Source organism: Oleidesulfovibrio vietnamensis (assembly GCF_055388115.1).
The window spans coordinates 1105591-1127918 of the sequence record NZ_AP042419.1; the positions used below are offsets into that span (position 1 = coordinate 1105591).

The 22328-nt window shown below is 59.6% G+C and carries 25 protein-coding genes; 17 read left to right on the top strand and 8 right to left on the bottom strand.

All coding sequences use genetic code 11. From position 1 onward, the window contains the following. Nucleotides 1-309: 309 nt before the first annotated feature. From ACZ5D1_RS04695 to ACZ5D1_RS04740, 10 genes are all read left to right on the top strand, one after another. Nucleotides 310-2100 carry an asparagine synthase-related protein gene (locus ACZ5D1_RS04695; protein WP_464556070.1) on the top strand — a complete coding sequence of 597 codons (1791 nt, stop codon included), beginning with the start codon at nucleotides 310-312 and terminating at the stop codon, nucleotides 2098-2100. A gap of 211 nt (nucleotides 2101-2311) precedes the next feature. Beyond that, entirely contained in the window at nucleotides 2312-3061 is a 750-nt protein-coding gene (locus tag ACZ5D1_RS04700; RefSeq protein WP_464556072.1) for a lysophospholipid acyltransferase family protein, read from the top strand. Then, entirely contained in the window at nucleotides 3034-4698 is a 1665-nt protein-coding gene (locus ACZ5D1_RS04705; RefSeq protein ID WP_011367163.1) for a ribonuclease J, read from the top strand. The genes ACZ5D1_RS04700 and ACZ5D1_RS04705 overlap by 28 nt, the downstream gene beginning before the upstream one ends. Before the next feature lie 86 nt (nucleotides 4699-4784). Further along, a complete protein-coding gene (locus ACZ5D1_RS04710) occupies nucleotides 4785-5579 on the top strand; it encodes a fumarylacetoacetate hydrolase family protein (protein ID WP_464556074.1) in 795 nt (264 codons plus the stop codon). A 337-nt stretch (nucleotides 5580-5916) separates the two neighbouring features. Then, nucleotides 5917-6408 carry an MgtC/SapB family protein gene (locus ACZ5D1_RS04715; protein ID WP_464556076.1) on the top strand — a complete coding sequence of 164 codons (492 nt, stop codon included), beginning with the start codon at nucleotides 5917-5919 and terminating at the stop codon, nucleotides 6406-6408. After that, nucleotides 6405-6650 carry a hypothetical protein gene (locus ACZ5D1_RS04720; RefSeq protein ID WP_464556078.1) on the top strand — a complete coding sequence of 82 codons (246 nt, stop codon included), beginning with the start codon at nucleotides 6405-6407 and terminating at the stop codon, nucleotides 6648-6650. Before ACZ5D1_RS04715 ends, ACZ5D1_RS04720 begins: the two co-directional genes overlap by 4 nt. A gap of 178 nt (nucleotides 6651-6828) precedes the next feature. Beyond that, a complete protein-coding gene (locus tag ACZ5D1_RS04725; protein WP_267878613.1) occupies nucleotides 6829-6963 on the top strand; it encodes a hypothetical protein in 135 nt (44 codons plus the stop codon). 282 nt (nucleotides 6964-7245) lie between these two features. Further along, nucleotides 7246-7593, top strand: coding sequence for a DVU0772 family protein (locus tag ACZ5D1_RS04730; RefSeq protein ID WP_011367166.1), 348 nt, complete (start codon nucleotides 7246-7248; stop codon nucleotides 7591-7593). A 506-nt stretch (nucleotides 7594-8099) separates the two neighbouring features. After that, nucleotides 8100-8339 carry a hypothetical protein gene (locus ACZ5D1_RS04735; RefSeq protein ID WP_011367167.1) on the top strand — a complete coding sequence of 80 codons (240 nt, stop codon included), beginning with the start codon at nucleotides 8100-8102 and terminating at the stop codon, nucleotides 8337-8339. A 248-nt stretch (nucleotides 8340-8587) separates the two neighbouring features. After that, on the top strand, nucleotides 8588-9472 hold the full coding sequence (locus ACZ5D1_RS04740; RefSeq protein ID WP_011367168.1) for a DMT family transporter: 885 nt from the start codon (nucleotides 8588-8590) through the stop codon (nucleotides 9470-9472). A gap of 690 nt (nucleotides 9473-10162) precedes the next feature. On the opposite strand, the gene htpG is transcribed toward ACZ5D1_RS04740, so the two are convergent. Both htpG and ACZ5D1_RS04750 read right to left on the bottom strand, forming a co-directional pair. Next, nucleotides 10163-12073, bottom strand: a complete 1911-nt coding sequence (htpG, locus tag ACZ5D1_RS04745) for a molecular chaperone HtpG (RefSeq protein WP_464556080.1) — start codon at nucleotides 12071-12073, stop codon at nucleotides 10163-10165. A gap of 161 nt (nucleotides 12074-12234) precedes the next feature. Next, entirely contained in the window at nucleotides 12235-13536 is a 1302-nt protein-coding gene (locus tag ACZ5D1_RS04750; RefSeq protein ID WP_011367170.1) for a hypothetical protein, read from the bottom strand. 152 nt (nucleotides 13537-13688) lie between these two features. On the opposite strand from ACZ5D1_RS04750, the gene ACZ5D1_RS04755 reads away from it, so the two are divergent. The 5 genes from ACZ5D1_RS04755 (at nucleotide 13689) to ACZ5D1_RS04775 (ending at nucleotide 17748) form a co-directional block, all read left to right on the top strand. Beyond that, nucleotides 13689-14009: a TIGR03905 family TSCPD domain-containing protein gene (locus ACZ5D1_RS04755; protein ID WP_011367171.1), complete on the top strand. Its 321-nt coding sequence runs from the start codon at nucleotides 13689-13691 to the stop codon at nucleotides 14007-14009. An 81-nt stretch (nucleotides 14010-14090) separates the two neighbouring features. Beyond that, nucleotides 14091-14468 (top strand): hypothetical protein, encoded by a 378-nt coding sequence (locus tag ACZ5D1_RS04760; RefSeq protein WP_011367172.1) that lies wholly within the window; start codon nucleotides 14091-14093, stop codon nucleotides 14466-14468. A 107-nt stretch (nucleotides 14469-14575) separates the two neighbouring features. After that, nucleotides 14576-15064, top strand: a complete 489-nt coding sequence (locus ACZ5D1_RS04765) for an outer membrane lipoprotein (protein ID WP_011367173.1) — start codon at nucleotides 14576-14578, stop codon at nucleotides 15062-15064. Nucleotides 15065-15383: 319 nt separating this feature from the next. Continuing rightward, entirely contained in the window at nucleotides 15384-16130 is a 747-nt protein-coding gene (locus ACZ5D1_RS04770) for an HD-GYP domain-containing protein (RefSeq protein WP_464556082.1), read from the top strand. 106 nt (nucleotides 16131-16236) lie between these two features. Continuing rightward, nucleotides 16237-17748: a hypothetical protein gene (locus ACZ5D1_RS04775; protein WP_464556084.1), complete on the top strand. Its 1512-nt coding sequence runs from the start codon at nucleotides 16237-16239 to the stop codon at nucleotides 17746-17748. A gap of 128 nt (nucleotides 17749-17876) precedes the next feature. Here ACZ5D1_RS04775 and ACZ5D1_RS04780 read toward each other — a convergent pair whose 3' ends face one another. The 5 genes from ACZ5D1_RS04780 to ACZ5D1_RS04800 form a co-directional block, all read right to left on the bottom strand. Beyond that, nucleotides 17877-18242 carry a hypothetical protein gene (locus tag ACZ5D1_RS04780; RefSeq protein ID WP_464556086.1) on the bottom strand — a complete coding sequence of 122 codons (366 nt, stop codon included), beginning with the start codon at nucleotides 18240-18242 and terminating at the stop codon, nucleotides 17877-17879. Then, entirely contained in the window at nucleotides 18242-18697 is a 456-nt protein-coding gene (locus tag ACZ5D1_RS04785; protein WP_464556088.1) for a peptidase M15, read from the bottom strand. Before ACZ5D1_RS04785 ends, ACZ5D1_RS04780 begins: the two co-directional genes overlap by 1 nt. 8 nt (nucleotides 18698-18705) lie before the next feature. Then, entirely contained in the window at nucleotides 18706-19080 is a 375-nt protein-coding gene (locus tag ACZ5D1_RS04790) for a hypothetical protein (protein ID WP_011367178.1), read from the bottom strand. A gap of 340 nt (nucleotides 19081-19420) precedes the next feature. Then, nucleotides 19421-19870 carry a hypothetical protein gene (locus ACZ5D1_RS04795; RefSeq protein WP_011367179.1) on the bottom strand — a complete coding sequence of 150 codons (450 nt, stop codon included), beginning with the start codon at nucleotides 19868-19870 and terminating at the stop codon, nucleotides 19421-19423. Further along, nucleotides 19858-20169, bottom strand: a complete 312-nt coding sequence (locus ACZ5D1_RS04800; protein WP_148204115.1) for a hypothetical protein — start codon at nucleotides 20167-20169, stop codon at nucleotides 19858-19860. Before ACZ5D1_RS04800 ends, ACZ5D1_RS04795 begins: the two co-directional genes overlap by 13 nt. A gap of 207 nt (nucleotides 20170-20376) precedes the next feature. On the opposite strand from ACZ5D1_RS04800, the gene ACZ5D1_RS04805 reads away from it, so the two are divergent. Both ACZ5D1_RS04805 and ACZ5D1_RS04810 read left to right on the top strand, forming a co-directional pair. Continuing rightward, nucleotides 20377-21189, top strand: a complete 813-nt coding sequence (locus ACZ5D1_RS04805) for an XRE family transcriptional regulator (RefSeq protein WP_027181908.1) — start codon at nucleotides 20377-20379, stop codon at nucleotides 21187-21189. Nucleotides 21190-21384: 195 nt separating this feature from the next. Further along, nucleotides 21385-21651, top strand: a complete 267-nt coding sequence (locus ACZ5D1_RS04810; RefSeq protein ID WP_464556089.1) for a hypothetical protein — start codon at nucleotides 21385-21387, stop codon at nucleotides 21649-21651. A 452-nt stretch (nucleotides 21652-22103) separates the two neighbouring features. Here ACZ5D1_RS04810 and ACZ5D1_RS04815 read toward each other — a convergent pair whose 3' ends face one another. After that, nucleotides 22104-22298 carry a hypothetical protein gene (locus ACZ5D1_RS04815; protein WP_464556091.1) on the bottom strand — a complete coding sequence of 65 codons (195 nt, stop codon included), beginning with the start codon at nucleotides 22296-22298 and terminating at the stop codon, nucleotides 22104-22106. Between the last annotated feature and the right edge of the window lie 30 nt (nucleotides 22299-22328).

A 22328-nucleotide genomic window follows, 5' to 3' on the forward strand; every position in this document is an offset into this window, starting at 1 on the left:
TACCCTCGACCCGTACCGTCCGCAGACGGGGAACGGGCACCCTGGGCTGATACCGGAGTGTGCTTGATTATGAAAACAGTGCCCTATACGCCGTTTCAGATTCTCTTGCAAGCATAAACATGCGGCGCTTTGCCGCGACGGAAAAGCGGCGCCGGGCGGCCGGAGCGTTTCAATGTGAGTAATCATCTGTTATCCGTGAAACATTGTGGTTTTTCTGTTCCGCATGTTGCCCGCTCGTGATATGGACAGCACTATATTGTTATGGGGCGGAGCCTGTTGTCTGTTTTCGCGTAATCTGTGCCGGAGGATATGATGAAAATAGCGGTGTGCGCCACGGGTGATGCAGCCGGGGATGTGCAGGCGGTGCTTGCCATGCTGGAGGCTCAGGGGCACGGCCCTTCCAGAGTGTCCGTGCTGGAGACGGGATCCGGCGGTGCCGCCGGTGTCAGTGCCGCCGGACAGGATGTGAGCGTGTTCCGTCATAGCGGGGGAGAATCGTTCGTCATTGTGTGCGGTGTGGCCGCGGGGCAGGGATTTACGCCGCTGCAGCGGCCCGGTGACGAGATACTGGCTGATGAGGAACGCATCCGTCCGTGGCTGTGTTCGCTGGAAGGGGTGTTCTGCGCTGTGTGGCATCACCGCTCCTGTGGTGTATGGCTGCTGGTGTCTGATCCGCACGGGGCGTACCCGCTGTATGTGCACGATGCTGACCGGGGACTGTGTGCCGCTTCGGAAATACGTGCCGTGGCCGCTGTTCGGTCTGATGCGCGCCGTCCTGACCCTGCGGGAATGGGAGCGCTGGCTGCCGTGGGGCATATGCTGGGCGGTGCGACCCTGTTGCGCGGCGTGACCCGTTTTCCTGCTGCCTCCCTGCTGCGTCTGGATGATCACGGGCGCGGGCGGCCGCAGATCACGGGGCCTTACTGGCAGCTGCCGGCGGTGGATACCGACATCGGTGTCAAACGCAGTGCCGAGGCCGTCGCGCAGGCTCTGCATGCCGAGGCGGAATGCCTTGTCCGCCGTTTTCCTGAAGCAGCAGTGATGCTGAGCGGCGGCATTGATTCACGTCTGCAGCTGGCGCTGGCTGTGCGGCACGGCGCAGTACCCCGTGCGGTCATTGTCTCTCAGCCCGAGCACGGTGCCGGCGCCGAACGGCGTTTTGCCCGCAGGGTGGCCCGCCAGTTCGGGCTCCAACGCGAAGAGTGGAGTGTCGGGGCGGATTTTTTCAGCTCGTCCGATTATCTGGACTACATGCTGGCATCCTGCACGGGTACGCGCAGCCTGAACCTGTTTATCAGCGGGGTGTTGCGCGCCGTGCCCGGAGGACAGCAGGGCGTGTGGGACGGTCTTTTCGCCGGCAATCTCATCGGCGGCGGGGCTGTTACCTGCACGCTGGACGAACTGAAGGACCGGCGGTGCCGTGGGCAGGACAACCCCGCATGGCTGGCCTGTTCCGCTCTTTTCCGCGGTGATTTTTTCGAGGCCATGATGGACGGCGTATATGACGCTTTTGACCGCTTCGCACGCGAACACGGGAGCGGTGTCGACGCCGCGGCGCGTTATTACGCACTGGAGCGGATGCGGCACAGGACCGCGGTCAATCCGTACATGTGCTGCAGCGGCAGAAACATTCCTCTTTCGCTGGGCAGCGGGCGGCAGTTCTGGGAGGCTGTCTTCCGTCTGCCTGCATCGCTGCGGGGCGGTTTTGCACTATACCGCGCCGTTATAAGCAGGCATTTTCCGGAAATGGACAGGCATCCGTATCTGTGTGCCGACCAGCTGCTCAATATGGGCCGCATGGACATACAGCGCCTGCTCTGCTGGGCGGCGGACCGTCTGCCCTGGCGTCTTGCGGTGGCAGTGGGGCTGCGTTTCGAGTGGCGGCGCAGCCGTTATCTGTCCCGCGCACTGGAACTGGCGGAGTGCCTGCCCGATGACGTGGATATGGATGCTGTGCAGGCGTTGCGCCGGCGGGGGATAGTCAGCCTTGTGGATATGAACATGGCCGAGATGCTTTTGTACCGGCTGGTGCTGCACTGGATAGCGGAAGACGGGGCGCGCCCGGGCTGTTACGGCGGTGCGGAGGCGCTGCTGGACTGAGCGGGGGCGTCTGCTCGTTGCCGCTTGTTTGTCGGGGGCATTTACGATAGCGTATTCACGCGGCTGATTGTGCCGTGCGCCGGAGTCGGGAAAGATTCCGGTGACGTCCACGGTAAAGCAGACCACGTTTTGTGAAAACTCGTGATCTGCCTTTGTTTTGTGTCTTTTTGCTTTCTCTTTTTGCTTTGTGTCTTTTGACCGGATTATGGCATTGTTAAGAACTATATGGTTTTATAGTGTATACATAGCGGTTACCGTGGCCACCATTCCCGTGCTGCTGCTGCGCGGCAGGCTGAATCCGCGGGGCAACGGCGTGCGTAACTGTTCACTGTGGTGGATGGACATGGCGCTGCGGCTGGCGGGAATTCGGCTGCATGCCGACATGAGCGCTGTGCCTGATTCATTGCGGGGAAATCCAGTACTGTTTGTGGCCAACCATCAGAGCAACTTTGACATACCGCTTGTCATGCGCGCCGTGCGGGACTGGTACCCTGCTTTTATGGCCAAGCAGAGTCTGCTCGACATTCCTTTTTTCGGCACATGTCTGAAAGCCGGCGGGCACATAGGTGTGCAGCGCGGTGATGCGCGCAAAGCGGTGCGCAGCATGAAAGCCGCGGTGGAAACAGCGGCGTCTGGCCGGTCGCTTATTATTTTTCCGGAAGGAACCCGCAACAGAAATCCGCAGACGCTGGGTGCTTTCCGCGCCGGCTGTGCGGTTATTGCCCAGCGTGCCGGTCTGCCCGTGGTGCCGCTGGTGCTGGAAGGTTCCGCAGACCTGCTGCCTTCGGGGCGCCTGATGCTGGGCAGCAGGCGCGATGTGTACCTGCGGGCTCTGCCCCCTGTCGACCCTGCATCCTACTCCAAGGATGAGAAGAATATTTTCAGTGATACGCTGCGCGGTTCCATGGAAATCGCCTATCAGGAGATGCGTGCATGCCGGAACACCAAGACCCTTTCTTGACGCTGACGCCGCTGGGCGGCTGCGGTGAAATAGGACTGAACTGCACACTGTGGTCAACCCCCGCGGGCAGTGTGCTTGTGGACTGCGGGCTGATGTTTCCGGACGACTACCATCTGGGCGTGGATGTGGTCATTCCCCGGCTTGAGTACATACTGGCGCAGAAAGAGCGCATGCTCGGCATTGTACTGACGCACGGGCATGAAGATCATATAGGCGCGCTGCCCTGGCTGCTTCCGTACCTTCAGGTGCCCATTTACGGGTCGCGTTTCACGCTGGCGCTGGTGGAATCCAAACTGCGCGAGCACAACCTGCTGGACAGGGTGCGCCTGGTGACGGTGGGACCGGAAAAGCCGTGTCCCATCGGCGACATGGTTTTTCATTTCTTTCCCGTGTGTCACTCCATTATCGAAGGATACGGGCTGGGGGTCGAAACTCCTGCGGGACGGGTGGTGCATACCGGCGACTTCAAGATAGACCCCGACCCCATTGACGGGCATTTCACCGACCTTGAGGCCTTTCGCGGTTTTGCTCAGGAAGACGGAGTGGACCTGCTCCTTTCGGATTCCACCAATATCGAGCGTGAAGGCTTTTCCGTTTCCGAGCGTGAAATACAGACCACGTTCACGCGGATTTTTTCGCAGGCGAAAGGTCGTGTGATTATTACTCTTTTTTCCAGCCATATTCAGAGAATACAACAGGTTTTCGACATCGCCGCCCGTTTCGGGCGCAAGGTTGCCGTTTCGGGCCGCAGCCTGATGCATAACGTGGATCTGGCGCGAGAGCTCGGGTACCTGCGCATACTGGGCGGCACGTATGTGGATGCCGCCGACATAGGCGGCATGGCAGACGAAAATGTAGTGCTGCTGGTCACAGGTTCGCAGGGCGAGCCGTTTTCCGCCCTTTCGCGCATTGCCTCCGGCGAGCACAAGCTGCTGGACATCCATCCCGGCGATACCGTCATCATGTCATCGCGGTTTATTCCCGGCAATACCCGGGCCATAACGCGGCTTATAAACAATCTGTACCGGCTGGGTGCAGAGGTGTACTACGACAAGGTGCAGGCCATTCATGCTTCGGGGCATGCGCATCGCGAAGAGTTGCGTCTGATGCTGCAGACCGTGCGTCCGCGCCATTTTGTGCCGGTGCACGGAGAATACCGGCATCTGGTCAAGCACAGCCGTCTGGCCGTGGAGTGCGGTGTACCGCCTGAGTGTTCGCTTATCCTTGAAGACGGCGATCCGCTGACTCTTACCCGTGACGGTGTGCGCCGCGAAGCGCATATCAATGTGGAAAGCGTGCTTGTGGACGGCAAGGGTGTGGGCGATGTGGGGCAGTCTGTGCTGCGCGAACGTCATATCCTTGGCGGCGAGGGTATGGTTGTGGTAGTCATGGTTGTGGATGAAAATATATGGGAGATTCTGGTAGGCCCCGACATTGTCTCCAAGGGGTTTGTATTTGAACAGCATTACAATCATGTGCTGGAAGATGCCAAATGCATTATTCTGGACCTGTTCGAAAATATTCCTCCCGGCGATGTGACATACCTGCAGGACAGGATACGCAGTACCCTGAGGCGTTTTTTCCGCAAGGTACTTGAACGCGATCCTGTGGTGGTGCCCATGGTCACGGTGGTCTGACCGGCAGCAGACGCGGCGGAATGCATGGGTCCGCCGCCGTGTCATGTGTTTTTCGCAATGCAGCGACCTGTGAAGGAGAAAACCTGATGCGCGTGCTGAGGGTACGATATAACGGCCATTCCTTTTACGGCAGGCTGGACGGCAATCATGTGCATTGTCTCAATCCGCAGCTGGGGCTTAACGACCCCATAGCTCTTGAGGATATTGCAGTGCTGCCTGTGGTCACTCCCTCAAAGATCGTCTGTGTGGGGATGAATTTTCGCGACCATGCGGAAGAAATAGGCTTTCCCGTGCCGGAAGAACCGGTCTTTTTTCTCAAGCCCTCCAGTGCCGTGATCGGCAGCGGACAGCCTGTGGTGCTGCCTGCCGAATTGGGGCGGGTGGAGCATGAAGCGGAACTGGGGGTGGTTATCGGGCGTGCCGCACGCAATATAACTCCCGAGGATGTTCCGGCGCATGTATTCGGCTATACCTGCGCCAACGATGTGACGGCGCGCGACCTGCAGTCCCGTGACGGTCTTTTCGGCCGGTGCAAGGGGTTTGACACATTTGCTCCCGTGGGGCCGTGGATAGAGACCGAAGTGCCCGACCTTTCTTCGCTGGGCATCAGAGCCATGGTGAATGGTGAACTGAGACAGCAGGGCAGCACCGCGGATATGCTTTTTTCGCCGCACGAGATAGTGGCGGCCGTTTCCCGCGTGATGACGCTGCTGCCCGGTGATCTGATACTGACGGGAACCCCCGCCGGTGTGGGACCGCTGGAAGACGGCGACGAGGTGCGTGTGGAGATCGACGGCGTAGGACTGCTCATCAACCCCGTGCTGCGGGAACCTTCCGGCAGCGGGCAGGAAGGGCCGGAGTCGGAGCCGCCTGTCCAGTGACAGCAATGAAGGCCTTTTTGCTCCGGCGGAAGGGCTTTTTTGATTTGCAGCCGGCCCGCCCTGTACCTGAAGCAGGCTGAGCATACGCGCACTGCTTTGTGCCGGTGCGGCAATGACCGCGTGCGCTGCGGGTATGTGGCAGGGGCTTCCGGCTGTCCGTTTCGGCACAGGTCCGGCGGAACATGTGGTGCTGTGTTGGCGGCGCGGGTACGGAACGTGTTTTGCGAGGGCATGTGAAATTTTTCCCGAAATCCCTCTTTTATACCGGCGGCCCTTTTAGTATGCTGTCTTACAGCCGGCGTGGTGCCGCGTGTTCAGTTTTCCGGAGGTATAATCAATGGTCACAGCGTCCACATTCATGGGGTTGACGTTTTCTGTATATGATCTGATGCGCATGGGGCAGTTTGTCATTGCTGCCCTGCTGGGCGGTGTCATCGGCTACGAACGGGAAACACGGGGGCAGGCGGCGGGGTTTCGTACCAACATGATTGTCGCGGTGGGTGCGTGCCTGATGATGCAGATGTCGCTGCTGATACCCGAGATGTTCCGCACCTGGGGAGTGGAATCAGTGGTGCGTGTGGATCCCGGCCGTATTGCCTCGTACGCCATTGCAAGCATAGGCTTTGTGGGCGGGGGGGCTATTCTGAAAGGACGCGGTTCCGTTCACGGACTGACCACGGCGGCAAGCCTGTGGATTGTCACGGGCATCGGTCTGGCTGTGGGGGCGGGGCTTATTCTGCCTGCCATTCTGGCAACTTTTGTCGTGGTGACCATTCTTTTTTTCTGCCCACATTTGTGGGGCGCTTTGTACGGCGTTCCACCAGAATGACTCTTACCCTGTGTCTGTACGGAACCGACATCACCGTCATGGAACTGATGCCTGTGCTTCAGCGTTACGAAGCCTTTGCCATTCAACCGGTGGGCTACGAGCATAATGTCGATTCCGGCATGACTACGTTTGTGTTCCGTGTGCGCGGCAGCGAACATGCCGGCTGGTCGGCCATGGCTTCCAGCCTGCGACAGCTTGACGGGCTGGCCAGCCTGCATATGGAAGAGGCTCCTGTTCCGTAGTGAGTGCAGTGCGCAGGCTGCGCGCACCCTTTGCCGCCACCGGCAGCACATCGTGCCGGACCTCTTTTTGCCGCGGGGGTTGTCATGGCCCGTCACAGGCCTTAGTATACCAATGTGCCGCACTGCATACCGCACGGCACGAGTACAGCGCCGTAAAGGTGAGCCATGGAGGTGCACCGTGAGTACCAGATATCCGCAGCGGGCGCGCGCAGCCCGTGCCAGAGTAAAAGTGGCCGCATTCGATGGTGCGCCATGGCTTTTCATGCTGGCTTCAGCTTTCGGTTTCAGTCTGTGGCAGTTACTGGCAGGCTGATGTTTCTGACCGCAAATCAGGTAGATAAAGCCGCACCCCGTACAGGGGGGCGGCTTTTTTGTATCCGGCGGTTAGCCCGTATACCGGCAGAAAGCATACTCCGCCGCCCGCACAGTCATCTTTTTTTAATTTTATGCTTGACCAAAGAATAAGAATTGTTACTATTAAACCAAGGGCGACGTGGCAGTCCGCCCTGCCTACCTTCACAAGGCATCGCGACGGAACGGGTGTGGCAGCCCGTTCCGCCGCGGATACAGAATCAGAGTATACGGAGGGCTACACATGAGTGAACTGGCTCGCTTCGGCAATCTTGATATCGACTGGAATCTGAGTCCCGAACATGCGGTGACCATGTATCTGGAATGGGGCAACAACGACTGGCACGCGGAGTATCCGCCTGTGCGCTCCAAGGATGATGTTTCCACCTATTTTGTGGTGGATACCTGGGGGGCCAGACCGGTTGTGCGGCTTGTGCGCAGAAATTCGGAACAAGCGGAAGAACTGGCCACTATCGAGCTGCCCGACCATCTGGCAAACAGATGGCTGCATGAGCATGGCGACCTCAAAGGCATCTGCGAGCCCACCGAAGAGATCAAGGCCTGGCTTAAAAAAGAGCTGGGCCACGAATAGATAGTTTCCTGAAGAAACGCATACCGTTCTTCACCACTCCTTGGACCTTGGTACCCGAGTCTGGAAGGCGGCATCTTATGGGGAGATGCTGCCTTCTCTTTTTTGCATGCCCGCCGCGCGCAGGGCTGCGCGGTGTTGTTTGCCTGCGGCTTCTCCGGAACGGCAAAAGTGCGCAGCGGCACAGGCGGACTGCCGTGCAGATACCATATGCCTGTGTGATGCAAAATGTAGCCTTTTGCTTGCAGATGACGCTGCCGGGCATAAATATACGTATTTCCGGCAGGGTCTTGACGGAATCCGGTAACTGTGACCTTATGGACGTGTCTCTCCTTTATCCGATGTTATACGGATAGCTGGCAGAAATTTCCGGTATGCCGCGCGTCTGCGCGGCTGGTGGGAGTTTATGTTGAAACCGCGTACTGAAGCCGGAGATTTTCCGGCGCGTCCGTAACCGGCGGGCGTTCATGCAGACGTATTTCCCTGGCTATTTGAATCAGGAGGTCCTTATGAAGCCGGAAGAATTCGCAAAGCGTTTTTTTGACACTGCTGCCGAAATGGGATGCAACCTCACCGATCGGGGTAACATCCAGTGCAAGGGCGGTAAAAACCTGTCGCAGGGCAAGGTGGCACGCCTGTGGCAGCGTTACGGTGAAGAATGCGTCCGTTGCGCCAAGGCTGATTTTCCGCACGATGCCAACGGGCTGAAACAGTTCCGCCAGATTGCCGAGCGGACTCTGCAGGCCTGATACTCCGGCCGCTTTGTGTATCTATGCAGGCCGCGCTGTACCGCGCGGCCTTTTTTTGTGCATCGGCTGCCGGGGCTCATGCGCGGGCAGGTACAAAAAAAAGCGGCAGCCCGAGTTGTCGTACAGGTCCGCGGCACGGCAGGCAAAATCTGTTGACAGTAAAGGCACCTCGGCCGAGTATCCGCGTTCCGGTATGCGGGGGAAAGCTGCCATTATGCATACCGGTAATTATTTGCAGGAGTGCGTGCATGCAGGAAGGAAAAGGAATCGGTTATGTGGCTGCTTTTGCAGCCATTGTGTTGTGGTCTGGCAACTTTGTCGTGGCCAGACTGCTTAACGAGGCGCTTTCCCCTTTGGCGACTTCGTTCTGGCGCTGGGGTATTGCCAGCGCTGCGCTGCTGCCGCTGGGCTGGAGTGCGTTCCGCCGTGACTGGCCGGCCATTGTGGCGCATAAATGGTATTTTCTGCTTACGGCGTTTGTGGGCATAACCATTTTCAATACCATGGTGTATATGGCCGGACGTACCTCTGCGGCGGTCAACCTGTCGCTTATAGCCACTTCATCGCCTGTGTTCATGTTTCTGTTTGCCAGAATTTTTCTGGGCGAGGCGATCAGCCCCCGTCGTGTGGCCGGGCTTGTGGTGGCGCTTTGCGGGGTGCTGGTACTTATTTCACGCGGGCACGTTCAGGCTCTGCTTCAGCTTGAATTCACTCAGGGCGATTTGTGGATGCTGCTGGCAGCCGTATGTTTTGCCGTGTATTCCGTGCTTGCCCGTCAGCGGCCGCAGGGGGTTTCGCAGAGCGCTTTTCTGGTAGCCACATTTATTCCCGGACTGATCATGCTTACACCTGCCTATGTGGCAGATGCCTGGACAGGGCCGGCCGTGCAGTTCACACCTCTGGTGGTCGGCTGCCTGCTGTACATAGGGTTAGGCGCTTCGCTCACCGCCTATTTCCTCTGGAACAAGGCCGTCGGCATTCTCGGTTCTTCCCTTGCGGGTGTGCTGTATTACTCGATACCTGTTTTTGCCGGACTGGCAGCGTATCTGCTGCTGGGTGAGCCGGTAGGGTTCATACATCTTGCCAGCGGGCTGCTGGTTATCGGCGGCATTCTGCTGGCGACCAGAGGCTGAACCTGACGCGCGGCACTGTCACCGGACGGGCGCAGCAGACAACAGATGTCTGCCTGCCTGCGGCCACAGTGCCTGTATTGGTTCAACCACCTTGGCGGGGCGGCTGGTCAGACCAGTGTGCAGACGCTGCGCAGTCGCATGTTTTTGTTCCTGTATCATATTTAAATAAAAGCAGTTTTATAGATAGTCCCTCTGGCAGTTCCTTCCGGACTCTGCCGGAGGGATTTTTTTATGCTCAAGAGTTGGACGCATGTGGCAGCCGGAGCTACATACTTAGTCATCCCTTGCAGCTTCCTTCTTCCGGCAAGATGCAGGTGCCGCAGGGGATGGTAAAGTGTCTCTCCTTACAGGGGTGGGGGCATTTTACCGGCAGCTCCGCCTTGTGTCGCCGGCACGACGGCAAGCGCGGAAGCCGCAAAGGACGACACAGCGTGCCTTTCCGCCTCGGCGGGATGACATAACCGGTTGCGCGTGACCGCAACAGTGTCGGAGTCCGTATTGTACGGACGGATTCACTGAGCCGGACCGGATCCGGCAGCAGACGGAAGTCGCGCCTCTGTCTGCTGCCGCGGGTTCAGGTGCTCGGCCGGAACATACCGGCCACATGCGGGATATACTGAGCTTCCGCATAAGAAACGCCCCGCAGAATGTTCTGCGGGGCGTTTTTATACGGGATGGGTATGGCGGGGCCTACAGTTTGCGCACTTCTGCGTACCAGCCGGTGGCCTGTTCAAGCAGCGAATTCACTCTGCCGACAAGCGCGTGGGGATCACGCAGGTAGCCTTCAAGCAGCAAAGCGGATTCGTAAAGCTGTTCCGTGGCCTGCGCGAGCAGCCTGTCGTCAGCATCGGCGCGGTAAAGCCGCAGCAGGTTTCGGGTAAGCGGATGGTCAGGGTTGATTTCCAGCACTTTGCGCGGCACTGATTCGTCTTTGTTCATGACGCGCATCAGTTTTTCCATGGAAGCAGTCATACCGCCGTCTTTACTGGCAAGGCAGGCGGGAGAATCAGAAAGCCGCGCTGATTCGCGCACGTCTTCCACCTTGTCGCCCAGCAGGGTTTTCATGTGGGACAGCAGGCTGCTCAGAGTTTTTCGTCCTTCTTCGTCCAGAGCTTCAGGCGCATCCTTCTTTTCCACATCATCAAAGTCTTTCAGCGCGTCGGCATCGGCATGTTCCGCGGAGCGGAATTCAAACTCGTTCCATTTGCCGAGCGATTCCATGATGAACTCGTCTGCAGCTTCGTACAGATACAGCACTTCAATGCCCTTACGCCGGAAAATCTCCACATGGGGGTTCAGGCGTGCGGCTTCACGGTTGGGTGCGGACACATACCAGACGGTCTTCTGCCCCTCTCTTGCACGGCCGATATAGTCATCCAGCGAGCACAGACCTTTTTCGTCATCCAGTGCAGAACTGTTGAAGCGCAGCAGCGGGATGAATTTATCTCTGTTGACGTAATCGTTGTAGCCCATGCGGAACACCCGTCCGTGGGTACGCCAGAAGGTGGCATATTTTTCGGCCTCTGATTCCGCAAGTTTTGCCAGATGCGCCAGCACCTGCTTTACCAGCGTCTGGCGGATTTTGGCGATGAGCGCATTTTCCTGCAGCGTTTCGCGCGAGATGTTGAGCGGCAGGTCTTCCGTATCCACAACTCCTTTGAGGAACGAAAGATATTCAGGAATCAGGGCCTTGTATTCTTTGCTGATGAGCACTCGGCGCACATACAGGTCCAGTCCGTATTTGTCGCGGTCATACCCGAAAAGCTCGTTGCCGAAATTGGGAATGAAAGCCAGAGATGTGAACTGCACCGGCGCATTGATGGAAAGGTGGATGGTGTCCATGGGCGCCTGTGTGTCAAAGGTGAGGAACGTATAAAAATCTTTGTACTGTTCCTCGGTGACCTGAAATCTGGGTTCGCGCCACAGGGCCGGGGTGGTGTTGACGTGCTCACCTTCTACCGAAACGGGGAAGGGGATGAAGTTGGAGTGCCTGCGGATGACATCCTTCAGATGGTCTTTTTTCAGAAAATCACCGGCATCTTCCTTCAGACGGATGTCTATGCGGGTGCCGCGTTCCGGCGCGTCGAGGGCTTCTTCCAGTTCAAAACTGCCCAGCCCGTCACTGGTCCAGCGCCATGCGCCGGAGGCGTCCAGCGCGCTGCGCGTGGTCACCGTTACAGAATCGGCCACCATGAACACGGCATAAAAACCCACACCGAACCGGCCGATGATATTGCTTGCCTGTTCACCTTTTTCGGCAAGTTCTTTGAGAAAACGCTCGGAACCGGAGCTGGCGATGGTTCCAAGGTTATCGATAAGTTCCTGACGGGTCATACCGATGCCGGTATCACTGACTGTCAGGGTGCGTGTTTCTTCGTTGACGGTTATGGCTATGTTCAGGTCAAGGTCGGCGGCCGGAGCGGCTTCGCCCCGTGTCTGTGCAAAGCGCAGCTTGTCCAGTGCGTCGGAAGCGTTGGAGACCAGTTCGCGCAGAAAAATTTCTCTGTTGGTGTACAGAGAATGGGTGATGATGTGCAGCAGCTTGCGTACTTCGGTGCGGAATTCGTGTTTTTCGGCGGCGGCGCCGTGCTCTTTGCTCATATGGTTTCCTCCTGAATATATCAATACATACCCGCGGCAGCAGCGGAATCTGCGCAATGCATGCGGGGCACTGCCTGCATACATAAATACGCAGCGCCTGCAGTCAAGATGTTCCGGTGCGGCAGGAGGATGAAGAAAAGCCCGGGGCATGCTGTCCGTATTCAGAACCGTGGACCCAGAAGTTCACGCAGCGCGGGGCGCACGGCCTCCTGCCGGGAGAAATCCAGCGCTGCAAATTCGCGCATCAGAGCTCCGCGGGCGGCCTCCACTGTGGCTGCGGAACCGTGGCGCATCAGATAGCCTGTGAGTTCCTGCAGAATCATGGGTGCGCATTCGCAGTGCATAATGCCCGCATCCACCAGATTCATGCGGGCGTTGTCTGCCTGTGTGCCGTTGTAGCAGCGTATGCACAGAGCCGGTATGACACCGTAATCGCGCAGCAGTCTGCGTATGGTGGTGTCCAGCATGGCGCATGCACCGCCCAGACGCTGCCGCATGTCACCGTGGCGTATTGCCGCCGCATGGTCGTATGTTTCCGTGGCGATAAAGGTTGCCCCCATGTCCACCAGTGTTCCTTCACCGCCTTCGGGCGGCGTGGAAGGAACGGATATGATACACTCCGGCGCGGCCAGAGTCAGTACGGCGGTTATGCGCGCCAGAACGCTTATGCCGTTTTTTACACCGGCATGGTCTGCAGGGGGTGTGGTTTCAAGGTGCAGCGTGCGGGCGCCGTGCCCGAATATGTTTTTCAGGCTGCGATGCTGTGAGAGCAGGCACAGGGCTTCATATTCCGGTCGGGGCGATGCCAGCCGGATACCCAGCGTGATGCGGCGCGCACCGGCTGCCATGTATGTGTGGGGCTGCAGCAGCGCACTGTCAAAACTTTCATGCGGAACGGTGTTCAGTGTCTGGTATGTGGGGCGGTGGTAAGAAAGCTGCATGTGCACAAGGCGCGGCAGCCCGCCGGCGGCCAGTTCCACTGCCTGCCGTGCGGTAAACGCCCGTGCGCGTATCCGCAGCAGCGGCAGAGTGCCTGCGGGGCACCGGCCTGCCAGTCTGTTTTGCAGCGCCAGCAGGGTGCGGGTTGTCACCGAGTCGTCGGGCAGATGCAGCGTGACTATGGTATGCCCGCATGCGGCCAGAGACGCCACAGCCTGCGTCATGGAATCTATCCATGAGGCTCCGGTGCTGTGCCGCCCCGCACCGGTACCTATGCCCGGGCAGCGCACGGGCACATGCACAAAAACACGGTTACCGGTAAGCGCCCAGCGTGTACTGCGCGCCAGATCAATTATGCTGTCCAGATGATGCGCCTTGTGCGCCGCCAGCAGTACCGCGGTCTGTTCCAGCGTAAGTCCGCGCATGGCGGATGCGGCGTCAAGCGCCTCTTCCGTTTCGCTGTCGGGCACTGTGCGTCTGTTCAGCAGGGCTTTGATGTGCGCGGGGTTAAAGCTTGACTGCATGGCTCTGTTCCGTCGGGGTTTTCGGGTGTACGCCGTTGTGCTAACAGCCGGCGGAGTTTTTGAAAAGAAAAACCCGCCGGGCTCCTGCCCTTTGACAATCTTTGCTTCTGTGATTACTCCCAACGCTCAATACTATTAAGGAGAGATAAGACATGTTCACGTTTACTCCCGCAGGCGTCTGCGCAAAACAGATGCAGTTTGATATTGATGCCGGAGGAAAGCTGGCCGATGTGCGTTTTACCGGCGGCTGTCCCGGCAACCTTGAAGCCATTTCGCGTCTGCTGGAAGGAATGGAAGCCGGCGAGGCTGTTTCCCGCCTGACAGGCATCACCTGCGGTAAAAAGCCCACGTCCTGCCCTGACCAGCTGGCACGGGCCGTGCGCAAGGTGCTCGACGGTGAAGGCGACTCCATGCGTGCGCGTCCCGCCGGTGCAGCCTCTCTCGGTTTCGGGCTGGGCAATCCCTTTGCCTGATATAGCAACACGCTGCCCGGGCAGTGCACAATGAGGACGCGGCCGGTTCTCCGGCCGCTTTCACATGATGAGGACACAGGTATGAAAGAGGCATTTCTGCGGGTGTGGCGGGGTGAAGAGACTCTGTTTATCACTTTCTGGCTGTGGCTGGTGCTGGGGGGGCTGATAGTTTCGTTGCCGCAGACCATGCTGATGCTGACCGGATACAGCTTTCCGGCAGACGCCTACTGGCAGGCATACGGATTTTGTGTGTATCGTGCCGCTGTGCTGGCGTTTCAGTTTGCCGTGGCCGTGGGACTGTGGCGCGCGGCATCACCGCAGGGCGTGCCGTGGCCCGACAAGGCCTGGCGTCTGGGGGCGCGGGTGGTCGCGCTGGCCACTGCGGGGGGCGTTGTGGGTGCAGGGGCGGTGCAGACCGCCGCAAACATTATCGGTATAACTCTTTCGCTGGCCGGCTGACGGCAGCCCGTATTGACGCTTTGACCCGGGGGGCTTACATACCGGGTAAGCGCGGCTTTGCCGCGAGTGAGTATAATCAGCCTGAGATCATAACGGGAGACCTTGTCATGATGCATAAAACCGTTGTCCGCCCGGCCCGCAGGCAGGGCGTTGCGGCAGTTGTTTTTGTGCTGTTGCTGGCAATGCTCGGAGCAGGTTGCTCCAGCCAGAGCGGCAGTGTGTATTCCACCAGCCAGGCGCGCGTGGTGCACCGTGTAGAATACGGTACCGTAACGGCGGTGCGTCAGGTGCAGATTCAGGGCGAACAGTCCGGACTGGGCGTGCTGGGCGGTGCCGTAGTGGGCGGCGTGCTGGGCAGCACCATGGGTGCCAGCACCGGACGCACGCTGGCCATACTGGGCGGTTCGCTGGCCGGAGCCGCTGCCGGTGCCGCGGGTGAACAGGCCCTCAAGGACAAAAACGGTCTGGAACTGACGGTGAAAATGGAAGACGGCTCCACCGTTTCCATCGTGCAGGAAGCAGATGAATATTTCGCCGCGGGTGACCGCGTGCGTGTGCTTACGGCCGGTGACGGTTCCGCCCGTGTGAGACATTAACCGTTTTGAGGACGTTGCGCAGGGTGTATTACGGGTTACCGGTACACTGCATGCGGCAGGGCCGTCAGAGCCATCAGAGCTATTAGAGCTATCAGAACCATCAGGGCCGGAAGATATCTTCCGGCCCTTTCTGTGTTTGAATTCCGGCGTGTTTTTTTCTGCGGTGCGACCGCGGCGCTGTTGCGGCTTGACAGATCCGTTTTGCTTCCATAGGTGATATTGAAATTCTTTATCGCAATAGCGGCACAGCAGGACACGTCACGGGGGGGCTATCTGTGACGCGGCCGCACGGCTTGCCGTAAAAGTCGGGAGCAGGTGGATGGAGCAGGAATCCGCAGCGTTGGCATTGGGCATCGCAGGGCAGGCGACGCGTGAAGGCAGCAGAACAGAGGCGGCAGGCAGCGGCCTTTTGTTTACAAGGGGTGATGCAGGCTGCGGCGATGTGCGTCTGACAGTGCATCAGCTGGCGGAATCATTGGGCAATGCCATTGATGCGCGCGACCCGCATACTCACAGTCATTCGGACGAAGTGGCGGAAACGGCCCGTGTCACTGCGCTGGCCATGGGATGTTCTTTTGAACAGGCAGAAATGCTGCACATAGCAGGCCATCTGCATGATATCGGAAAAATAGGAATTCCTGACAATATCCTGCGCAAGGCAAGCCCGCTGGACGATGAAGAGTGGGAAATCATGCGCAGCCACCCCCTGATAGGGGCCAATATCATAAGGCCTGTGGCCTTGCTGGCGGAAAGCGGCGGGGTGGTGGACGTGGTGTTGCATCATCATGAACGCTGGGACGGTAAAGGGTATCCGCACGGGCTGGCCGGAAGGGATATTCCGCTGGGAGCCCGCATCATTGCCGTGGCCGACACACTTTCGGCCATGCTGCAGACACGTCCGTACAGAGAAGGTCGCAGCTTTGGCGCCGCCGTGGCCGAGATTGTACGCTGCTCCGGCAGTCAGTTTGATCCTGCCGTGGTCGAAGCCTTTGTGGCTTCGCTGGACCGCGTGAAGCATGCGTGGCCGGCAGGGGGGCAAGCGCCTGCTTTTATGCCGCCGCGATAAGGCCGGTACATGACGACAACGTGCCGGTGCCGCCTTACGGCGGCTTTTTTTTATGCGCGGGCTGGCCTATAGTAACGCGGTGTCTGTTCTGCAACCGGGAGCCGCCGTGTCGCCGCCTTTGGTCCGTCCTGTTTATTCTTCCGTTATTCTTGCGGCGTGGCTTGCTGTCTGTCTGGGGGCCATTGCCGGCTGCACGGCGTCGCCGTCCGGCGGGGCCGCCGTATCCCTTTCTGCGGACATGTTTGTGCCACAGCACGCCGCACCGGAAGGCTGCTCTGCCGGAGATGATGCAACCGGCGTGGCAGTAAGCCGTGCTGCTGATTTCGACGCGCTGGTGACGCGGGTTTTTGCTGCTGCCCTGCGGGGTGCAGATCCTTTGCCCGTGTCCTCCGTATATCTGGATGAGCCGTCCGCGCCGGTACAGGGCCGTCCGTTGTCTGCGCAAGAGCGGCGGATATACTCCGCGGTGTACGGCGCAGCGGGCTCCGCTGCGCAACTGGTCAGGCTGCTGCCGCCTGAATACCGCAGTGTCGAGCTGTCTTCGGCGCTGTACGCCCGTACGGGCGGAGTACTCCGGCGTGTTGCCGCGGGTTTCGGCGGTCCGCCGGTTGACGGCGGAGTTCTTTCTGCCGCTGCCGCTGCTGAATTGCTGGATGAAGCTGCCGCAAACACACGGCGCCTTGTGCGTCTTACCCGCCATGCCTTCGTGCCGGGCGGCAGTGCTGCAGACAGGCTGTTTGCCGGAATGGTACGCCGGTATGGTCTGCGCACGTTGCTGCATATCAGCCTGCAGCGCCGGATCGCGTCTCTGCTGGCGGCAAATGCCGCTGATATCCGTCTGGCTGACGGTGTGTTTGTCGCGGTCGGGCAGGCAGCATCCGGCGATGCTGTTTTGCTGCACGAATTACAGCAGCGCCTTTTTGCTGTTGACGGAATGCTTGGCGCTTTGCGGCTGCGTCTTATGCGCGAACCGGAACGCTGGATGCAGGATGCGGATCCCGGAATTCCTTTGCGTCTGTGGAGAACAGGGCGCGAGGTGCGCCGCCTTGTGAACGGTTCACCTTATGCGGCAGAAGCGTTGAATCTGGCGTTCCGCGCATTGTCTTCCGCAGCGGCGGCACGGCGTGAGGCACCCGCAAGGCTGGCGGCTGAATTGCGGCAGTCCATGCAGACGGCGCCGCAGAAGGTGAAACTGCTGGCTCCGCGTTTTCGCGCTGCTCTGCGTACTGCCGGCCGTCAGGAGCAACAGGCCTTGGAAGAGCTGCGCACGCTTATGGAAAGCTGGCCGGTTTCTCCGGCATTTGCCCGCGCCCTGTCTGCGTTGCTGGAAATTTTGCAGCAGGAGCAGCAGGTTGCTGCCGTGTTGAATACAGAGCTGCCGGAGGTGGCGGCCTATACGGCGGAGCATGCGGTACAGGCCGTGCTGGCGGCAAAGGCGTGGCAGGAAGCGGGCAGCGCCGTGCCCCGCGGTCTGGCTGATGTCGTAGCGCACGGCAACGAGCTGCTGTGGTGCATACGCGAAGAGGAACGCGACAGAAATGTGGCGGCACAGGAACGCCACAGACTGCTGCAGACGGTGCTGCGTGATGCTCTGGAGCATGGCAGCGGCCCTGTGTGATGCTGTGTGCGGCAAAAAGCGGCGGTATGTGGCGGCAGAAACTGGCGGAACCGCAATATGCTGCGGTTCCGCGTAAACTATGGTCCCGAAGCCGCCTTTTTGCATCCGTGACGGAGTGCGGGGGCGTATCAGGCCCGGCCGGACGGCGGCGGGGCAAACCACCGGCGTATGGCCTCCGGATCGGCCCTGTAGGTGCCGTCAGTGCAGCGCCGGGCAGGAAAGTTGTCGTTGCGTATCCATCGCTTGACTGTTTTCTCTCCCGCTCCCACCGCGTTGCATATGGCAGTCAGCCCCACCAGCACCAGCGGACGGGCCGGTTCGTCGTGGGGTGCATACTGCGGAATATATCCGTATGGTGGGGGCAGGAAGGTAGCTGCCCCGTACAGCTGGTTTGCAGGGGGGGCGGTTGCGCCGTGACAAAGGTGGTGCGTATTCTCTGCCGCCTGTGCTTCGTACGGGTCTGTTGCCGTGCGGATTTCCGATTCTGGCCACATTAGTGCGTGTTCCCCCTTACCACGGCAATGCCGTGGCCTTGCCGGTCATGGTTGCCGGTGTCAAAATGAAACCAGTTCATTCCCTTAAAGGCCTCTATGCGTCTGATGGCGCGGAACTCCTCGTCGTCCGGCCGCAAAAGCAGATCGTGGCGGACCTCCTGAGGCGTGGCGTCGCGGAACAGGCAGTCGAAGGCCCGCCCGTATTTGTGCTGCGACAGTGCCGCACCGGTGGCGCAGTCCCACGGGCGCCAGCCCGAAAGTGTGCGGTTGCCTCCGGCATGCCATGTATTGACCGTTACAGGCCCGTAGCGGCGGCGCAGCAGGTCCAGCGTGCGCAGCGCGTCCATATCAAAAAGCATGAGCAGGTTGCGGCGCACAGCGGCGCGGGGGTGGGCAGCCATCTGCGGAGGCACCAGTTCTTCAATACGGAAGTGGCGGGGGGTGTAGCAACGCATGGCGGCTCCTAATGCAGCGAGGCAGCTGCAGGGTGCAGGCAGAAGGGTTGCCGGAAAAGAGCCTGTTGCCCGCACGGGGCCTCATCTTTGTTTTCTGTGGAAACCAGCTGCACGGCAAAAGCCCTGATCAGTGACCCCGCCTGCTGCCCGCAGAGAGAGAACAGCTCACCTTCAATGTGGACGACACTGCCCGGAGTGAGCATGCGCATGCACCAGTCGCCCAGTTTGCCGGGCGCAAACACGGTGTGCGCGGCGTGCAGTCCGTCCTGCGCTGTGCTTATTTTCAGAGCGGTCACAGCCCCGCATCCCAATTCCCGTTCCTGACGTCTTCTGGGCCACACGATTACGGTGCCCAGCAAAAAAACTCTGTTCACAATAGCCATTTTCTTCCCCGGTTGCATGATGTTGTCGGATGATACTGACGGTGCAGCGTGCGGAATAATTGTGCGGGGCGGCAACCTGCATGCTGCAGGGTGGTGTTTGCCGGCCGGTTCGGCGGGGCGCGCGGCCCTGCCTGTATCCGTACGGGGCAGCGTCAGTCCGGCCGGCGGCCGGTCTGGTCATGGTGCCGCTTAGCTCCGGCATCATGCCGCGGTAGAGCTTTGCGGAGCGGGCTTACTGCGGATTTCACCTTTCCTTTTCGTGTGCGTCTGCGCCCGCGTGCGGACCGCTCTTTCCGCAGGTGCGCGGCAGACGCGGTGCGGGCAGCCCTGCGGCAGCCCGCTAAAATCCCAGCCCCATGTCGGGCATGCGGTACAGGTCCTTGCCGTAACGGTCGGGCTGCACGTCGCCCGAAGCCCACGGATCTTCAAACAGCCCGTATCCTCTCGTGGCGGCCTGCTGCAGGTCATTATCGCGCCTGCAGCGGGCAGAGCAGAACCGTTCCTTGTTGCTGGCAGGAGAAAATGCCCGGCCGCATTGTGCACATGTGCGCTTTTCTCCCTTACGAGCCCGTGCAGCCTGTGCGTGAGCGCCGCACGAGCGCGAGCAGTACATCTGACCGGCGTGGGTGGGGCGGACAGACTTGCCGCACCATGCGCAGGCGATTTCTCTGGGCACTGTACGCGCGGCGTCGGAACAGCGGCGCGAGCAGTACTTGCCTCTTCCTGCACGTATTCTGGCCTGCGGCACGGAAAATTCCTTGCCGCAGTGCCGGCAGGTTACAACCGGCATGGGCTGCCTCCTTCAAAAAAACGGTTGCAGTCGTCAAATGCCTTGCGGCATGCGGTTTCCGTTGCGGGCGTGCGCGCGCATTCATGCTCGAACACGGCATAATACAGGCGCAGCAACCGGCTGTGTTCTCCCTGCTCTATCTGTACCATGGGTTCGGTGTTGCACCGGGACCGTGTATCCATGCATCCGGCGCACAGCATCATGCCTTCACGCAGTTTGCGCACAGAAACATGAAACGGTCTGCCGCATTGCGCGCAGCGTACGCAGGTCATGGTCTGGTAAGGATTGGTAGTCATCATTGTCCCTCTGAAGTCTTGTGGCGGGGGCCCCTGTGTTTCTGTCTTTCCGCAGGACCCTGCCGTTTTGTGCCGGCGCATGGTGTTATGTGCGGGCACGCCGTCATGTGTGAACAGATATTTCATAAAGTGCACAGAATCGTCAAGTGAGTTTCGCACATTGACGTCAAGGCACTTTACATTTCCACAAAATGTGGTATAAACACACCCATGAAAGCCACGGATTTTTCTGAATCGGAACTGCGTATGCAGGAGTATGTGGAGCACGCCATAAGCAGGCTGGGCGGAGTGCGTGAAGTCGCCGTTGCCGCCGGTGTGAGCCGCCGGACCGTATATGCATGGAAAAACGGTGAGCGGTTTCCCAGCCGGAGCAATCTGAACCGCCTTTCCGGTGTGCTCATGCGCTGTGCTCCGTCCGAATCTCCCGTGCCGGAATTTCCTGCCGCCGATGGCCGTGAATCTGCTGCCGGTCTGGGTGTGCACGAAAACGACGGCACGGAGTATGGCCGCAGGGCCGCCTTTGGCGCCACGGGCGCAGCTGCGCATGCGGTGCATCCGTTGCACGATTTTTCCGATATGCCTGACCTGCGCGGAGTGCTGGACGAGTTTGTCTTTGTGTCCAAGGCAGATGCGCGGCCCAGTGCCGGGGGCGGGTCTTTGCAGACAGGGGCCGAGAACGTCGAGCGCCATGCCTTCCGGCTTGACTGGCTGCTCAGCAAAACGCACGACACATCATCGCTGCGGCTTATGGAAGTCATGGGAAGGTCCATGGAACCGACGCTGCACAACGGCGATGATGTACTTGTCAATGAAGGCGACACATATCTTGTGGAAGATAAAGTGTATGTTGTCCGTGTGCAGGACGAAATTTATATCAAACGGTTTGCCCGTACTCCGGGCAGGCTGCTTTTCCGCGGTGATAACCGCGACCTTGCCTATCAGGACATCGAAATTGACCCGCAGGACGTTTCCTGTGACTGGACAGTCATCGGACGCGTGATATGGGCAGGCAAGGAGTTGTAGTGCGCAGGCACGCATAGGTTTTTTTGCGGTCTTTTTCTGCCGTCACCGCGTTCCGCTCCTTCCCGCACAAAGGAAGTGTCCCGCGGGCCGGTTTGCCGGTATCTCTGGAAGGCATTGCACTTTTTGTGCGATGCTTTTTTTGTTTGGATAACTGTGCACATCGGGTGTGCACACCGGCTGCGAACAGGAGGATTTATGGGGCATGTGCAGGCAGACTGCGACGGAATGAAAGAAGGGGGATTGCCAACGGCGGATGCGCTGTATGGAGCGTACAGGCGGGGCCGTGGCGGGGAATGGCTTGTGCTGGGAGGCTGGCCGGACGGCTCGCGTGAAGAATGGACCGAACAGGCGGGGGCGCAGGCGCTGCGGACGGCAGAGGATATGGCTGTGGAAACAGGGCGCCCCGTGCTGGTTTACAGGCTTTATCATACGGAATACCCCGTGTCATACCCGCAGGGGTGATGATACGGGGGCTGTAGGCAGCAGGCGGAAGCCCCGTGTGACATTGCCGTCCGCGGGTTTTGTTGCGGCGCAGAACAGAAGCGCGCATGCGGTACTATATTTTGCCGCGGGGCGGCGCATTTTCAGCGGACTGGTGGCGGGGATTGAAAGACTGGACTGCGCAGTGTGCCGGAATCTGCATGTTTTGCGGTGCCGTTGTGATGGCTTTTGTTTACGCCGGCTGTCTGCGTGTGCTTCTGCTGGTTATGACAGAACAGAACACCTCCGGCTGTACTCCGCCGTTGTCAGTGTCTGTCCGGCTGCAGGGGCGGCGGAAGGGGGCGTTATGCAGGTGTGGACCGGCGGCGGGCCGGGGCGCAGAAACAGCCGGGGCTTTCCGGCGCGGGCTGCAGACTGTCTGTTGTACAGAATGAGCCGTCGCGGGCCGGAAATTGCTGACAGGCGGATGCCGGTCAGCGGGTGTATCCGACAGTGTTGACTGCGGGGGCTGTGTTACCGGTGACGACCGTGCGCACATGGCCGGACGTGGAACCGGTTGTGGCGGCGGGAAGATGCAGGGGGCGTGCCGCCATGAACGCGGCGATGGCCAGAAACAGGGCGGCAGCTGCCACAGGCAGGCGGCGCAGGCAGAATTGTATGGTTTTCATGAAGCAACGTCTGAAGCCCGGCAGCACATC